The sequence below is a fragment of the Pseudomonas sp. GW821-FHT05D12 genome (genome assembly GCF_059419825.1).
Genome location: NZ_JBWKSN010000005.1, coordinates 293766 through 309088 on the forward strand (window position 1 = coordinate 293766; position 15323 = coordinate 309088).

The window sequence follows — 15323 nt, forward strand, 5'->3', positions numbered from 1 at the left end:
CCTTCTGAAACGAAGTCGGCGCAGCTGGGGAAGCTGCGCCGGGTGTTTTACTCGATGACCAGGATCGCGTCCATCTCAACCTGCGCACCCTTTGGCAGGGCGGCAACGCCAATGGCGGCGCGGGCTGGGTACGGCTGTTCGAAGTACTTGCCCATGATCTCGTTGACCTTGGCGAAGTGGCTCAGGTCGGTGAGGAAGATGTTCAGCTTGACGATGTCCTTGAACGAACCGCCAGCCGCTTCGGCCACCGACTTGAGGTTTTCGAAGACCTGTACAGTCTGTGCTTCGAAGCCTTCAACCAGTTCCATGGTCTTTGGGTCCAGCGGGATCTGGCCGGACATGTAGACGGTGTTGCCCGCCTTGATGGCCTGGGAGTAGGTGCCGATGGCGGCCGGGGCCTTGTCGCTGGTGATAACGGTCTTGGTCATGAGTGACTCCTTGTAAGAGGTGGGTTATGCACGCATACGGGTGATGCGGATCACACCGGTCAAGGCGCGCAGTTTCTTGATCACGCGGGCCAGGTGCACGCGGTCGTGCACGCTGACCACCAGTTGGACCACGCTGATGCGACCATCACGCTCGTCCATGCTGATTTTCTCGATATTGCCGTCGGCCGCGTTGACGCTGCTGGCCAGCAGGGCGATCAGGCCACGCTGGTGCTCCAGCTCTACCCGCAGCTCGACATTGAATTCGCCGGTGACATCCTTGGCCCAAGAGAGCTGGATGCATTTTTCCGGGTTGTGGCGGATTTCGCTGATATTGCGGCAGTTGTCCAGGTGCACCACCATGCCTTTGCCCGCCGACAGGTGGCCGACAATCGGGTCGCCCGGGATCGGCGTACAGCACTTGGCGTAGCTGAGCACCAGGCCCTCGGTGCCACGAATCGCCAGTGGGCCTTCCGGGCTCGGTAGCTGTTCGCCTTCGCCGAGCAGGCGGCGGGCGACCACGTAGGCCATGCGGTTACCCAGGCCGATATCTTCCAGCAGGTCTTCGATGGTTTCCTGGCGATACTCATGCAGCATCGCTTGCACGCGTTCTGCAGGAATCTTGTCCAGGGCGCTGTCGAAACCGTTGAGCACTTTGTTCAGCAGGCGTTCGCCGAGGCTGATGGATTCGGAACGGCGTTGCAGTTTCAGGGCGTGGCGAATATGCGTACGCGCCTTGCCGGTGACCACGAAGTTGAGCCAGGCCGGGTTCGGGCGAGCGCCTGGAGCGCTGACGATCTCGACCGTGGAGCCGCTTTGCAGCGGTTCGGACAGCGGCGCGAGACGACGATTGATCCGACAGGCAATGCAGCTGTTGCCCACGTCGGTATGCACCGCGTAGGCAAAGTCGACAGCCGTGGAGCCTTTGGGCAGCTCCATGATCCGGCCTTTTGGCGTGAACACGTAGACCTCGTCCGGGAACAGGTCGATCTTCACGCTTTCGATGAATTCCAGGGAGTTGCCAGCACGTTGCTGCATCTCCAGCACGCCCTTGACCCACTGGCGGGCGCGGGCATGCGTGCCTTTTGGCTGCTCGTCGCCGGTGGACTTGTACAGCCAATGGGCGGCAATACCGTTGTTGGCCATCTCTTCCATTTCGCGGGTGCGGATCTGGATCTCGATCGGCACCCCGTGCATACCGAACAGCGTGGTATGCAGCGACTGGTAGCCGTTGGCCTTGGGAATCGCGATGTAGTCCTTGAAGCGTCCCGGCAGGGGTTTGTACAAATTGTGTACAGCGCCGAGCACGCGGTAGCAGGTGTCGACCTTGTCGACGATGATCCGGAACGCGTACACATCCATGATCTCGTTGAAGGCCCGGCGCTTGCCGCGCATCTTCTTGTAGATGCCATAGATGTGTTTCTGCCGGCCGCTGACTTCGCCCTCGATCTCGTCGATCGCCAGGCAATGGCTCAGCGACTCTTCGATCTTGTTGACGATTTCCTTGCGGTTGCCCCGGGCGCGCTTGACCGCCTGGTAGATGCGCGCCGAGCGCATCGGGTGCATGGCCTTGAAGCCGAGGTCTTCGAACTCGATACGAATGGCGTGCATGCCCAGCCGGTTGGCGATGGGCGCGTAGATTTCCAGGGTTTCCTTGGCGATGCGCCGGCGTTTTTCGCCGGACAGCACTTCCAGCGTGCGCATGTTGTGCAGCCGGTCGGCCAGCTTGACCAGGATCACCCGGATGTCCCGGGCCATGGCCATGGCCATCTTCTGGAAGTTTTCCGCCTGGGCTTCGGCCTTGGTCTCGAAGTTCATCTGGGTCAGTTTGCTGACCCCGTCGACCAGTTCGGCCACGGTTTCGCCAAATTGCGCGCTGAGCGCTTCCTTGGCGATGCCGGTGTCTTCGATCACGTCATGCAGCATCGCGGCCATCAGGCTCTGATGGTCCATGTGCATGTCGGCAAGAATATTTGCCACCGCAAGGGGATGGGTGACATACGCCTCGCCGCTGCGGCGGCGTTGGCCGTCGTGGGCTTGTTCGGCGTAGAAATACGCTCGGCGGACCAGGTTGACCTGGTCTGGGCCGAGGTAGGTCGATAAGCGATCGGCGAGGGCGTCTATGCTCGGCATAGGAATGACTCCTGCCGTTGGCTGTGACCCTGCGCCGTGCTACGTCGACCAGGCATAGGCTTAGACGGCCTCGTTGGACTCGTCCTCGAACGCTGCAAACAGCGGTTCGTCTTCAACGATTTCGGCGTTGGCGATGAACTCGTAGCTCATCAGGCCTTCAGCGATTTCACGCAGCGCTACAACGGTAGGCTTGTCGTTTTCCCACTGGACCAGGGGCTCTTTGCCGCCAGTGGCCAGTTGACGGGCACGCTTGGTAGAGAGCATGACCAGCTCAAAGCGGTTATCCACGTGTTCTAGGCAGTCTTCAACGGTTACGCGGGCCATGGTATTCCTCGGAGCGAATGCAAGATGCGCGCTGCCCGGTTGGGCGAGCGGACTAAACAGTTTAAAAAATCACCAGCGTTTAGGGAAGCGCTGATTTTTCCCGCGTCCTCGCAAAACCGCTACAAGTGCCAATGTAAAGCCCTTGCAGCGGTTTTGGGAAGAGCCAATCAGCCGAGCAGTTCAGCGAGTAATTTGCCGAAACGTTGCTGTTGGCGCTTTTGCTGGAGCTGATTGGTGCGGAAAATAGCCTTCAAATCATCCAGCGCGTGGGCAAAATCGTCGTTGATGATCAGATAGTCGTAGTCGACGTAGTGGCTCATTTCGCTGACGGCTTCACGCATGCGGCCTTCGATGATCTCGTCGCTGTCCTGGCCACGGTTGGTCAGGCGCTGGTGCAAAGCCTCAAGCGACGGCGGCAGGATGAAGATCGAGCGCGCCTTGGGCATCAGTTGGCGCACTTGCTCGGCGCCCTGCCAGTCGATTTCCAGGATCAGGTCGTGGCCTTCATCCAGGGTCTGCTGCAGGTGGCTTTGCGAGGTGCCATAGAGGTTGCCGAACACTTCGGCGCGTTCGAGGAAGTCGCCGTGCTCGATCATCTTGACGAACTCGGTGCGCTCGACGAAGTGATAGTGCACGCCGTTCACCTCGCCCGGGCGCATGGCGCGGGTGGTGTGGGAGACCGAAATGCGGATCTGCTCGTCGGCGTCGGTCAGGGCCTTGACCAGGCTGCTTTTGCCCGCGCCCGAGGGGGCGGAAATGATATAGAGGGTGCCGGTGCTGTGGGTCATGGAGGTTGCCTTACTCAATATTCTGTACTTGTTCGCGCATCTGCTCGATCAACACCTTGAGGTTGACCGCTGCCTGTGTGCTGCGCGGATCGAATGCCTTGGAGCCCAGTGTATTGGCTTCGCGGTTGAGTTCCTGCATCAGGAAGTCCAGGCGCCGACCGGCGGCACCGCCGGACTTGAGGACGCGGCGCACTTCGAGGATGTGGGTGCTCAGGCGGTCCAGCTCTTCGGCGACGTCGCTTTTTTGTGCGAGCAGCACCATTTCCTGTTCCAGGCGAACCGGGTCCAGGTCTGCCTTCATGTCGGTGAAGCGGTCGAGGACCTTCTGGCGCTGGGTGGCGAGCATCTGTGGCACCAGTTCGCGCAGGGTCACCACGTCTGCTTCGATCGAGGTCAGGCGCTCGTTGATCAGGCGGGCCAGTTCGGCGCCTTCGCGTTCGCGGCCAGCCTTGAGCTCCTTCAGGCCCTGGTTGAACAGGGCAAGGGCTTCGGCATTGAGGGCTTGCGGATCGGTGGCGTCGGCCACCAGCACGCCAGGCCACGCCAGCACCTCCAGGGGGTTGAGCGCGGCCGGCTGCTTGATCAGGCTGGCGATGGTTTCGGCGGCGGCAACCAGTTGCGCAGCGCGCTCGCGGTCGACCTGCAGCGGCTTGCCGGTGGTTTCCTCGGTGAAGCGCAGGGTGCATTCCAGCTTGCCGCGGGAGATGCCCTGGCGCAGCGCTTCACGCACGGCCCCTTCGAGGTCGCGAAATGATTCGGGCAGGCGCAGGTGCGGTTCCAGGTAACGGCTGTTGACCGAGCGCAGTTCCCAGCTCAGGGTGCCTTGTACGCCGGCTTTTTCGACGCGGGCGAAGGCGGTCATGCTGTGCACCATGGAGGTACCTCGCGATGCAGTCCCGCATAACGGGCTGGTGGATGGGTTGCAGCCGACCGGCTGCGAAGGCGCAGGAGTGTAGCGCAACGGCGTGGGAGGCCCCAAACGCTGGCGTTAACAAAGCATGACAAACCGCCCATTCGTAACCGAATTTTAAGAAGTGCCCCGAATCGGCTCGCGGCTCTATAATGCTCGGCAGTTTTTCGTCCTCAGTACAGGTATCCCCTATGAAACGTCCAAGTGGTCGCGCTGCCGATCAGCTCCGCTCGATCCGCATCACCCGCAACTACACCAAACACGCCGAGGGATCCGTACTGGTCGAGTTTGGCGATACCAAGGTGATCTGCACCGTCAGCGTCGAAAATGGCGTACCACGTTTCCTCAAGGGCCAGGGCCAGGGCTGGTTGACTGCCGAATACGGCATGCTGCCGCGCGCCACTGGCGAGCGTAACCAGCGTGAAGCCAGCCGTGGCAAGCAAGGCGGGCGTACCCTGGAAATCCAGCGCCTGATCGGTCGTTCGCTGCGCGCCGCCCTGGACATGTCCAAGCTGGGCGACGTGACCCTGTACGTCGATTGCGACGTGATCCAGGCCGACGGCGGTACCCGTACCGCGTCCATCACCGGTGCCATGGTGGCCCTGGTCGATGCGCTGAAAGTGATCAAGAAGCGCGGCGGCCTGAAAGCCGGCGACCCGCTCAAGCAGATGATTGCCGCTGTCTCGGTGGGCATGTACCAGGGCGAGCCAGTGCTGGACCTGGACTACCTGGAAGACTCGGCCGCCGAGACCGACCTGAACGTGGTCATGACCAGCACCGGTGGTTTCATCGAAGTGCAGGGCACCGCCGAAGGTGCGCCATTCCAGCCGGCCGACCTGAACGCCATGCTCGCCCTGGCCCAGAAAGGCATGACCGAAATCTTCGAACTGCAGAACGCCGCCTTGGCTGACTGAACCCGCCTCAAGGAGAAGCGCCATGAATGACAACCAGATGCTGGTGCCCACGCCTTCCTACGAAGTGCGCCAGGCGGCAATGCTGTGCCATCTCGCGGCGTTTCTCGGGTTTGTGTTCCCCTTCGGCAGCGTCGTCGGGCCGCTGATCCTGTGGCAGATGAAGAAGGAAGTGGACCCGTTCATTGATGACCAGGGCAAGGAAGCCTTGAACTTCCAGATCACCGTGGCCATCGCCTGGATAGCCTGCATCGTGCTGGCCTTCGCGGTGGTCGGGTTTTTCCTGATGCTTGCCATGGCGATCGCCACCGTGGTGCTGACCATCATTGGCAGCATCAAGGCCAACAAGGGGATCGTCTATCGCTACCCCTTGACCTGGCGTGTGATCAAATAATGAGCGCCCACAAAAAAACCGACAGTGATGTCGGTTTTTTTGTGCCTGGGAAAAGACCTCAGATGGTCAGTGTCCAGTCGTAGTCCACAATCAGTGGCGCGTGCTGCGAGAAGCGCGGCTGGCGCGGCAAGCGTGCACTGCGCACGAACCGACGCAGGCCCGGAGTCAGCAACTGGTAGTCGAAACGCCAACCGAGGTTGAGCATCTCCGCCTGTTCGTTGTCCGGCCACCAGCTGTACTGGTCGCCTTCGCGACTGACTTCGCGCAGGGCATCCACATAGCCCATGTTGCCGACAATCTCGTCCATCCAGGCCCGTTCCGGCGCCAGGAAGCCCGGGGATTGCTGGCTGTCGCGCCAGTTCTTGATATCCAGCTTCTGTTGCGCCACGTACAGCGAGCCACAATAAATGTACTCGCGACGTTTGCGTCGCTGTTTATCCAGGTAACGGGCGAAATCGTCCATTAGCTTGAACTTCTGGTTCAAGTCTTCATCGCCGTTCTGCCCCGAAGGAAGCAGCAAGGTCGCGATGCTGACCTTGTCGAAATCGGCTTGCAGGTAGCGCCCGTAGCGGTCGGCTGTCTCGAAGCCGAGGCCGCTGATGACCGCCTTGGGTTGCAACCGCGAATACAAAGCCACGCCACCTTGGGTGGGCACTTCGGCATCGCAGGCATAAAGGAAGTAGCCATCCAGTTGGAAGGCTGGGTCGTCCAGTTCAAAGGCGGAGGCGCGGGTATCCTGCAGGCAGATGACGTCGGCATTCTGGGCTTGCAGCCAACTGAGCAAACCACGCTCGACTGCAGCCTGAATACCATTAACGTTCACACTGATGATCCGCATAAATGGCCCCAAAAATCGCGTGCGTGTATGATACACGCCGTCTACCTAATTAGCTAAATCCGTGGTATCTGAGGCTTTTTTCATGCAGGCGTATCAACGCGATTTCATTCGTTTTGCCATCGATCGCGGGGTTTTGCGCTTCGGTGAGTTCACCCTGAAGTCCGGGCGCACCAGCCCATACTTCTTCAACGCGGGCTTGTTCAACTCGGGTTCGGCCCTGGCTCAGCTGGGTCGTTTCTACGCGGCAGCCATCGTTGACAGCGGCATTTCCTTCGACGTGCTGTTTGGCCCGGCCTATAAGGGCATTCCCCTGGCGGCCGCGACCGCCGTGGCGTTGGCTGAACATCATGAGCTGGATCTGCCGTGGTGCTTCAATCGCAAAGAAGCCAAGGCTCATGGCGAAGGCGGCAGCCTGGTCGGGGCTGCGCTCAAAGGCGACGTGCTGATTATCGACGACGTGATCACCGCCGGTACCGCGATCCGTGAAGTGATGCAGATCATTGCTTCCCAGGACGGCGCCAAGGCCGCGGGTGTGTTGATCGCGCTGAACCGCCAGGAACGCGGCAACGGTGAGTTGTCCGCGATCCAGGAAGTGGAACGTGATTTCGGCATTCCCGTGGTCAGCATCGTGTCGCTGAACCAGGTGCTGCAGTTCCTGGAAGATGATCCACAGCTCAAGCAGCATCTGCCGGCTGTACGTGCGTACCGCGAGCAATACGGCGTCTGATACCGGACCTGTAGGAGCCGGCTTGTGTGGGAGCGGGCTTGCTCGCGAAAGCGTCGGGTCAGTTAGCGCATGTGTCACTGACAGACCGCTTTCGCGAGCAAGCCCGCTCCCACAGGGGGGATGCATTTAGCAGTTGGATCGCGATCGCATGCATAAAAAAGCCCGGCTCAATTCGATTGAGCGGGGCTTTTTTGGTTTTTGCTGCTTAAGGACGCTTGCGGTTACTGATCAGCGTGCCCATGCCGGTATCGGTGAAGATTTCCAGCAGTACCGCGTTCGGAACCCGGCCATCGATGATCAACGAGCTGCCCACGCCGCCTTGCACCGCTTCCAGTGCGCAGCGGATCTTTGGCAGCATGCCGCCGTAGATGGTGCCGTCAGCGATCAGGTCGTCGACCTGTTGGGTGGTCAGACCGGTCAATACCTTGCCTTCCTTATCCAGCAGGCCGGCGATGTTGGTCAGCAGCATCAGCTTTTCAGCCTTGAGTGCCTCTGCCACTTTACCGGCTACCAGGTCGGCGTTGATGTTGTAGGACTCGCCATTGGCGCCCACACCGATCGGTGCGATCACCGGAATGAAGTCGCCCTTGACCAGCAGGTTCAGCAGGTCGGTGTTGATGCCGATCACTTCGCCCACTTGGCCGATGTCGATGATTTCCGGCTGGGTCATTTCCGGCGTCTGGCGGGTCACCGTCAGTTTTTTCGCGCGGATCAGCTCCGCGTCCTTGCCGGTCAGGCCGATGGCGCTGCCGCCGTGGCGGTTGATCAGGTTGACGATGTCCTTGTTGACCTGGCCACCGAGGACCATCTCCACCACGTCCATGGTCTGCGCGTCAGTGACACGCATGCCATCGATGAAGTGACTCTCGATCGACAAGCGCTTGAGCAGGTCGCCGATTTGCGGGCCGCCGCCGTGGACCACTACCGGGTTGATCCCCACGGCTTTCATCAACACGATGTCGCGGGCAAAGCCGGTTTTCAGCTCGTCGCTTTCCATGGCATTGCCGCCGTACTTGATCACCAGCGTCTTGCCGACATAGCGTCGGATGTAAGGCAACGCTTCGGACAGGACCTTGGCAGTATTGGCAGCGGCTTCGCGTTCGAGGGTCATTCAGGGCTCCGGTAAAAAATCAGAACGGTAATTGGAGATCAGGGGCAACACGTTTCAACTGGGCGTGGAACACGTCCTTGATGCGCTGCAACTCAGCCTCGGTATCCGCCTCGAAGCGCAACACCAGCACCGGTGTGGTGTTGGATGCGCGCACCAGGCCCCAGCCTTTGGCGTAATCGACTCGCACACCATCAATGGTGGTCAGGTTGGCGCCTTCACCCCATCGCGCATCGTGCAGTGCGTCAATGATGCTGAATTTGCTCTCCTCGGTCACATGGATATTGATCTCTGGCGTAGAAATATCGTTCGGGAAGGTCTCAAACAGCCCTTGCGCGGTGGATTTTTCCTTGCTGAGGATCTCCAGCAGGCGCGCAGCACTGTAAATGCCGTCGTCAAAGCCGAACCAGCGTTCCTTGAAGAATACGTGACCGCTCATTTCGCCGGCCAACAGGGCGCCGGTTTCCTTCATTTTCTTTTTGATCAACGAGTGACCGGTCTTCCACATTAGCGGGCGGCCGCCATATTCCTTGATCAGCGGGGTGAGACGGCGGGTGCACTTGACGTCGAAAATGATCTCGGCGTTGGGATTGCGCGCCACCACGTCACGGGCGAAGAGCATCAGCAGGCGGTCCGGGAACACGATCTCGCCGGTTTCGGTCACCACGCCCACGCGGTCGCCGTCGCCGTCGAAGGCCAGGCCGACGTCGGCGCCGGTTTCCTTGACCTTGGCGATCAGGTCGACCAGGTTTTCAGGCTTGCCGGGGTCCGGGTGGTGGTTGGGGAAGTGGCCGTCGACATCGCAGAACAGCGGGATCACTTCGCAGTTCAGGGCTTCGAGTAGTTGCGGGGCGATCACGCCGGCTGCACCGTTGCCGCAGTCCACCACGACTTTCAGGCGGCGCGCGAGTTTGACGTCGCGGGTGATTTCATCGGAGTAGCGCTGGAGGATGTCGACCCGGGTGATGCTGCCTTTGCCGCTGGTCAGGTCGTTGGTCTTCAGGCGCTGATGCAGGGCCTGGATCTGTTCGTTGGCGAGGGTGTCGCCCGCGATGACGATTTTGAAACCGTTGTAGTCAGACGGGTTATGGCTGCCGGTCAGCATCACGCCGGACTTGCCGGCCAGCACGTTGGCGGCGTAGTACAGCGCAGGCGTGGGCACCAGGCCGACGTCGCTGACATGGCAGCCGCTGTCGGCCAGGCCCTGGATCAGTTGCTCCACCAGCTCCGGGCCGGACAGGCGACCGTCACGGCCGACCGAAACATTGGGCTCTCCCTGGGCCAGGCTCTGGGAGCCGATGGCGCGGCCGATCCAGTAGGCGGTTTCGGCGGTCAGGGTCTTGGGCACCACGCCACGGATGTCATAGGCGCGAAAGATGCTGTCGGGGAATGTCGGGGCTACTCGGGCTGCGGTACTCATCGCGGGGGGAAACTCCATCTGAAGGGGGCAAGGCTGGCCTTAAAGTGGCGGACCGGCAGGCTCAAACTGAAGGGTATGACGGTGTTTTCGGCAGAGAGTTCGTGGTGCAAAAATGCCATCGGCGCTTGCGATCCGACTGTTCCGTGCCGTAATGCATTGATTTCAAAGGGGAAATCTTGATGATTAAGTCCGCGCATTCTTCGTCCTGAAAAGCCTTGCGGTGGGCGTCGAGCCGGGCAGTGACGCCCGGCCAGAATCAGCTTAGTCAGTGACTGCCGGAATGCCCAAACCCCCCTGCGCCACGTTGTGTTTCATCGAATTGCTCAACCAGTTCGAAATGCGCCTGCACCACGGGCACCAGCACCAGTTGGGCAATGCGCTCGCCGACTGCGATGTTGAACGCGGTCTGGCCACGGTTCCAGCACGACACCATCAGCTCGCCCTGGTAGTCGGAGTCGATCAGGCCCACCAGGTTACCCAGCACGATCCCGTGTTTGTGGCCCAGGCCGGAACGCGGCAGGATCAGCGCCGCCAGGCCTGGGTCGCCGACGTAGATCGACAGGCCGGTGGGAATCAGGATGGTCTGGCCCGGCTCGAGGACGGTGTCTTCCTTGAGCATGGCGCGCAGGTCCAGGCCGGCGGAGCCCGGGGTGGCGTAGGCCGGCAGTGGGAAGTCGGTGCCGATGCGTGGGTCGAGGATCTTGGCTTGCAAAGCGTGCATGGAAATTAAACCTGGTTCAGCCGTTGGGCGATAAAAGAGATCAGTTGGCGGGCAATCTTGCCCTTGCTGGTCTGGGCGAAAACGGTGGCGTGCAACTCGCGGTCGATCACGCTGATGGCATTTTCCTCGCTGTTGAAGCCGATGCTCGGGTTGGCGACATCATTGGCAACGATCAGGTCGAGGTTTTTGTCTTTCAGTTTGCGTGCGGCGTAGTCCAGCAGGTGCTCGGTCTCGGCGGCAAAGCCGACGCTGAACGGACGGTCCGCACGCGTGGCGATGGTGGCCAGGATGTCCGGGTTACGCACCATTTGCAGGAGCAGGCCGTCGCCGCTCGTAGGGTCTTTCTTGAGCTTTTGCGGGGCGACGACTTCCGGGCGGTAGTCTGCAACCGCAGCGGACGCGATAAACAAATCACAGGGAATAGCCGCCTCGCAGGCCGCCAGCATGTCCCGCGCGCTGACTACGTCGATTCGCGTGACGCGATCGGGGGTCGGCAAATGCACCGGACCGGTGATCAGGGTGACGCGTGCGCCTGCCTCGACCGCGGCTTCGGCCAGTGCGAAGCCCATTTTTCCTGAGCTATGGTTGGTGATGTAGCGCACCGGGTCGATGTTTTCCTGGGTCGGGCCGGCGGTGATCAGCACGTGCTTGCCGGTCAGGGCCAGGTGCTGGAAGCACTCGGCGGCGCACAGCGCCAGGTCAGTGGCTTCGAGCATGCGGCCCATGCCGACGTCGCCGCAGGCCTGGCTGCCGGAGGCCGGGCCGAACACCTTGAGGCCACGGCTTTGCAGGAGTTGAGTATTGGCTTGGGTGGCCGGGTCGCGCCACATGGCCTGGTTCATGGCCGGGGCGATGGCGACGGTGGCGTCGGTGGCCAGTACCAGGGTGGTCAGCAGGTCATCGGCGATGCCCTGGGCCAGGCGGGCGATCAGGTCGGCAGTGGCCGGGGCGATCAGTACCAGGTCGGCCCATTTGGCCAGCTCGATATGGCCCATGGCAGCTTCGGCCGCCGGGTCCAGCAGGTCCAGGTGAACCGGGTGCCCGGACAAGGCCTGCATGGTCAGCGGGGTGATGAACTCACTACCGCCGCGGGTCATGACCACGCGCACTTCGGCGCCCTGGTCCAGGAGCCGGCGGACCAGCTCTGCGCTCTTGTAGGCGGCAATGCCGCCGCCGACGCCGAGAACGATGCGTTTCCGATACAGACGCTGCATTGGTTTGCCTTTCCAGTTCAGTGATGCCAGTTCAGTGACGCGTGCGATGCCCCCTCCCCAGGTGAAATCGCATGCAAAAAAGAGGGCCTACGATAACACAGCGCCTGCCGTGCAACAGCGGCGTACATGTGGCGCACAGGGAGAGGGAGGTGAGATGAGTATTCGCGATTGGCCATTGGCAGAACGGCCGCGGGAGAAACTTCTGGAGTGGGGGGCGGCGAGTCTGTCCGACGCCGAGTTGCTGGCAATCTTCCTGCGGACCGGGGTTTCCGGCAGGAGTGCAGTGGACCTGGCGCGCCATCTGTTGGCGCAATTTGGCGGCCTGCGCCCGCTGCTGGAAGCCAGCCAGACGCTGTTCAGCCAGCATCTGGGGCTCGGCCCGGCGAAGTTTGCGCAATTGCAGGCCGTGCTGGAAATGTCCCGACGGCATCTGGCCGAGCGGCTGCGCAGCGACTCGGTGCTGGAAAATCCGGTGGCGGTGCGCGATTACCTCAAGGCCCTGTTGCGTCATGAACCCCACGAGATCTTCGGCTGCCTGTTCCTGGATTCAAAGCACCGGGTGCTGGGTTTCGAGGCGCTGTCCCAGGGCACTATCGACGCCGCGACCGTTTATCCCCGGCAGGTGGTGAAGCGCGCCCTGGCGTACAACGCTGCGGCCTTGATCTTGTGCCACAACCATCCATCGGGGAGCGTGGAGCCCAGCGCGGCTGATCGAAAATTGACCAAGCTGCTGCAAAAAGCCCTGGAAATGGTGGATGTGCGGGTGCTGGATCACATCATCGTGGGCGATGGTGACCCACTGTCGATGGCCGAATATGGATGGATGTAAGTCGGCGTGCTGGCGATGGCATCCGCAAAATCACCAGGGATTTAACGGATGCCATCGTCGGCAACCCGGCTTCTACAAGAGGATGGTCAAGGTTTCACGCTGACCTTGGAGAAATCCTGGCGCCCGAACGGGCTCACCTGGTATCCCTCGACGTTCTTGCGCGCCAGGGCAAACGCCGTCGGGTGTGCCAGCGGTAGCCACAGTGCCTGCTGCTGGATCTGTGCCTGGGCCTGCTGATACAGCTTGCTGCGCACGCCTTGCTCGTTGGTGGTCTTGCCGGCGCTGATCAGCTTGTCCAGCGCCGGGTCGCAGTAGCGGGCGAAGTTGGTGCCGGATTTTACCGCCGCGCACGAGAACTGCGGGGTCAGGAAGTTATCCGGGTCGCCGTTGTCGCCGGCCCAGCCCATGAACAGCAGGTCGTGCTCGCCGGCCTTGGCGCGGCGAATCAGTTCGCCCCATTCGATCACGCGAATCTCGGCCTGGATGCCGACCTTGGCCAGGTCAGCCTGCAGCAATTGCGCGCCGAGGTTAGGGTTGGGGTTCAGCAGGCTGCCGGTGGGGCGCGTCCAGATCGTGGTCTTGAAGCCGTCCTTGAGGCCGGCGCGATCCAGCAGTGCCTTGGCCTTGGCGAGGTCCTGTGGATAACCCGGCAGGTCCTTGGCGTAGCTCCAGGTGTTGGGCGGGTAGGGGCCGTTGGCGGCTTCGGCGGTGCCTTCAAACACGGCCTTGAGGTAGCTGGCCTTGTCGAAGGCCAGGTTGATCGCCTGGCGCACTTCGGGCTTGTCCAGCGGTGGGTGCTGGCTGTTGATGGCGACGAAGGCGGTCATGAACGCGGCAGTCTTTTCTACCTTGAGTGCGGGATCCTTCTCGGCCTCGCCGACATCCAGGGGCTTGGGCGACAGGGCGATCTGGCATTCATCGCGGTGCAATTTCTGCAGGCGCACGTTGGCGTCAGGGGTAATGGCGAAGATCAAGTTATCCACAGCCGGTTTGCCGGCGAAGTAGTCCGGGTTGGCCTTGTAGCGCACCACGGCGTCTTTCTGGAAGCGGCTGAAGATAAACGGACCGGTACCGATTGGCTGGCTGTTGAGTTTTTCCGGGGTGCCGGCCTTGAGCAGTTTGTCGGCGTATTCGGCCGGGTAGATAGAGGCAAAGCCCATGCTCAGGGCGGCGAGGAAGGTGGAGTCGGCGTGGTCCAGGGTAAAGCGCACGGTCAGCGGGTCGAGGGCGTCGATCTTCTTCACCAGCGTGGGCAATTGCAGGGACTGCGCATGCGGGAAACCGCTCTGGGCGATCTGGTGCCATGGGTTGGCCGGGTCGAGCATGCGCTCGAAGCTGAAACGCACGTCTTCAGCGGTCAGTGTGCGGCTTGGGGTGAAGTAGTCGGTGCGATGGAATTTCACCTCCGGGTGCAGCTTGAACGTGTAGGTCAGGCCGTCTGGCGAGACTTCCCAGCTGTCCGCCAGGCTGGGCACCAGTTTGCCGCTGGCAGCGTCGTAGTCCACCAGGCGGTTCATCAGCACGTCGGCCGAGGCGTTGGTGGTGGTCAACGAGTTGTATTGCACCACATCGAACCCTTCGGGGCTGGCCTCGGTGCAGACGCTCAGGTTGCTGGCGGCAGATGCCAGCGGCGCGATAAATAGAGGGGCTAGCAATAGCGGTAGGGCAGCGAGGCGCATGTTCGGTTTCCTTTGCAGATCGAAGGCCCATCTGCGAGTGCAGTCTGGAAAAGTCCTACCGTAGTGGTCTGCCGGATAAATGACTAGCCCATTTTTGCCTGTGCTTTTGCCTCAAATGCTGTTTTGATGGCGTCTCAGCGTGTTTCGTCGTGCGCTTTGCCGCGCGCAATGCCGCTGTAAATCATTCTGTGCGACGAGCGGTCGGCTGTTGCAGCGGCCCCTCCTGGCAACGGTTCGGGCGTCTGTCGCCGAGATTTACGCCGGGAAAAACACACGGGCTGTTGTTGCACTGGGGTCTTTCTGGTATAAAGCAGCGCTCTTTTCTAGGGGCCCGGTTCCTTCGCTTGTAGGTGTAGCCGGTAAGACCCTAAAGAAACGCGGCGCCTGGCGCCAAATGACTGAGAGATTAAGCGGCCAACCCATGCCGGGTTGGGCATGTGGTTTTAGAGGGCTGAGGCATGTCGAGAGTCTGTCAAGTTACCGGTAAGGGTCCGGTGACTGGGAATAACATTTCCCACGCAAATAACAAAACCCGTCGTCGTTTCCTGCCGAACCTGCAGCATCACCGCTTCTGGGTTGAAGAAGAGAAACGTTTTGTACGCCTGCGCGTATCCGCCAAAGGCATGCGCATCATCGACAAGCGTGGCATTACTGTCGTGCTGGCCGAAATCCGCGCCGCTGGCAAGATCTAAGGAGCTCTATCATGCGTGAATTGATTCGAATGATCTCTAGCGCCGGTACTGGTCACTTCTACACTACCGACAAGAACAAGCGTACTACCCCGGACAAGCTCGAAAAGAAAATGTTCGACCCGCGCGTTCGCAAGCACGTGATCTACAAAGAAGGCAAAATCAAGTAATTGATTTTCCTCCTTGTGAAAAAGCCCGTATCTCACGATACGG

General features: G+C 60.9%; 16 protein-coding genes and 1 pseudogene. 6 read left to right on the top strand and 11 right to left on the bottom strand.

All coding sequences use genetic code 11. The annotated features are described in order from the left end of the window. Positions 1 to 47: 47 nt before the first annotated feature. From AC07SI_RS11625 to AC07SI_RS11645, 5 genes are all read right to left on the bottom strand, one after another. Positions 48 to 428 (bottom strand): RidA family protein, encoded by a 381-nt coding sequence (locus tag AC07SI_RS11625; protein WP_003176922.1) that lies wholly within the window; start codon positions 426 to 428, stop codon positions 48 to 50. A gap of 24 nt (positions 429 to 452) precedes the next feature. Then, positions 453 to 2558 carry a bifunctional GTP diphosphokinase/guanosine-3',5'-bis pyrophosphate 3'-pyrophosphohydrolase gene (gene spoT, locus AC07SI_RS11630; protein ID WP_065902493.1) on the bottom strand — a complete coding sequence of 702 codons (2106 nt, stop codon included), beginning with the start codon at positions 2556 to 2558 and terminating at the stop codon, positions 453 to 455. Positions 2559 to 2618: 60 nt separating this feature from the next. Continuing rightward, positions 2619 to 2882: a DNA-directed RNA polymerase subunit omega gene (gene rpoZ, locus AC07SI_RS11635; protein ID WP_003176920.1), complete on the bottom strand. Its 264-nt coding sequence runs from the start codon at positions 2880 to 2882 to the stop codon at positions 2619 to 2621. A gap of 167 nt (positions 2883 to 3049) precedes the next feature. Further along, positions 3050 to 3670 carry a guanylate kinase gene (gmk, locus tag AC07SI_RS11640; protein ID WP_010168203.1) on the bottom strand — a complete coding sequence of 207 codons (621 nt, stop codon included), beginning with the start codon at positions 3668 to 3670 and terminating at the stop codon, positions 3050 to 3052. A gap of 10 nt (positions 3671 to 3680) precedes the next feature. Beyond that, on the bottom strand, positions 3681 to 4544 hold the full coding sequence (locus AC07SI_RS11645; protein ID WP_262133620.1) for a YicC/YloC family endoribonuclease: 864 nt from the start codon (positions 4542 to 4544) through the stop codon (positions 3681 to 3683). Between the two features lie 227 nt (positions 4545 to 4771). On the opposite strand from AC07SI_RS11645, the gene rph reads away from it, so the two are divergent. Further along, positions 4772 to 5494 (top strand): ribonuclease PH, encoded by a 723-nt coding sequence (gene rph, locus AC07SI_RS11650; RefSeq protein ID WP_010207511.1) that lies wholly within the window; start codon positions 4772 to 4774, stop codon positions 5492 to 5494. A 22-nt stretch (positions 5495 to 5516) separates the two neighbouring features. Continuing rightward, a complete protein-coding gene (locus AC07SI_RS11655) occupies positions 5517 to 5885 on the top strand; it encodes a DUF4870 domain-containing protein (RefSeq protein ID WP_213551327.1) in 369 nt (122 codons plus the stop codon). A 58-nt stretch (positions 5886 to 5943) separates the two neighbouring features. Here AC07SI_RS11655 and crc read toward each other — a convergent pair whose 3' ends face one another. After that, entirely contained in the window at positions 5944 to 6723 is a 780-nt protein-coding gene (gene crc / locus AC07SI_RS11660) for a catabolite repression control protein Crc (protein ID WP_003195493.1), read from the bottom strand. Positions 6724 to 6805: 82 nt separating this feature from the next. Between crc and pyrE the strand changes: the two genes are divergently transcribed. Continuing rightward, on the top strand, positions 6806 to 7450 hold the full coding sequence (gene pyrE, locus AC07SI_RS11665; RefSeq protein WP_106802290.1) for an orotate phosphoribosyltransferase: 645 nt from the start codon (positions 6806 to 6808) through the stop codon (positions 7448 to 7450). Positions 7451 to 7655: 205 nt separating this feature from the next. On the opposite strand, the gene argB is transcribed toward pyrE, so the two are convergent. The 4 genes and pseudogenes from argB to coaBC form a co-directional block, all read right to left on the bottom strand. Continuing rightward, positions 7656 to 8561, bottom strand: coding sequence for an acetylglutamate kinase (gene argB / locus AC07SI_RS11670; protein ID WP_065902486.1), 906 nt, complete (start codon positions 8559 to 8561; stop codon positions 7656 to 7658). A gap of 19 nt (positions 8562 to 8580) precedes the next feature. After that, a pseudogene (locus AC07SI_RS11675) lies at positions 8581 to 10002 on the bottom strand (phosphomannomutase/phosphoglucomutase); the annotation flags it as partial. Positions 10003 to 10243: 241 nt separating this feature from the next. Beyond that, positions 10244 to 10699: a dUTP diphosphatase gene (gene dut / locus AC07SI_RS11680; RefSeq protein WP_065902484.1), complete on the bottom strand. Its 456-nt coding sequence runs from the start codon at positions 10697 to 10699 to the stop codon at positions 10244 to 10246. 5 nt (positions 10700 to 10704) lie between these two features. Further along, positions 10705 to 11913 (bottom strand): bifunctional phosphopantothenoylcysteine decarboxylase/phosphopantothenate--cysteine ligase CoaBC, encoded by a 1209-nt coding sequence (gene coaBC / locus AC07SI_RS11685; RefSeq protein ID WP_010207499.1) that lies wholly within the window; start codon positions 11911 to 11913, stop codon positions 10705 to 10707. Between the two features lie 154 nt (positions 11914 to 12067). Here coaBC and radC point away from each other — a divergent pair, with 154 nt between their 5' ends. After that, complete coding sequence (radC, locus tag AC07SI_RS11690; protein ID WP_495005768.1) at positions 12068 to 12742, top strand: RadC family protein; 675 nt, start codon at positions 12068 to 12070, stop codon at positions 12740 to 12742. Positions 12743 to 12828: 86 nt separating this feature from the next. Here radC and AC07SI_RS11695 read toward each other — a convergent pair whose 3' ends face one another. Continuing rightward, a complete protein-coding gene (locus AC07SI_RS11695; protein WP_065902482.1) occupies positions 12829 to 14421 on the bottom strand; it encodes an ABC transporter substrate-binding protein in 1593 nt (530 codons plus the stop codon). A gap of 458 nt (positions 14422 to 14879) precedes the next feature. Between AC07SI_RS11695 and rpmB the strand changes: the two genes are divergently transcribed. Together rpmB and rpmG are read left to right on the top strand one after the other, a co-directional pair. Further along, complete coding sequence (gene rpmB / locus AC07SI_RS11700; protein ID WP_003176907.1) at positions 14880 to 15113, top strand: 50S ribosomal protein L28; 234 nt, start codon at positions 14880 to 14882, stop codon at positions 15111 to 15113. 11 nt (positions 15114 to 15124) lie between these two features. Then, positions 15125 to 15280 (top strand): 50S ribosomal protein L33, encoded by a 156-nt coding sequence (gene rpmG / locus AC07SI_RS11705; RefSeq protein WP_003176906.1) that lies wholly within the window; start codon positions 15125 to 15127, stop codon positions 15278 to 15280. Positions 15281 to 15323: the final 43 nt, after the last annotated feature.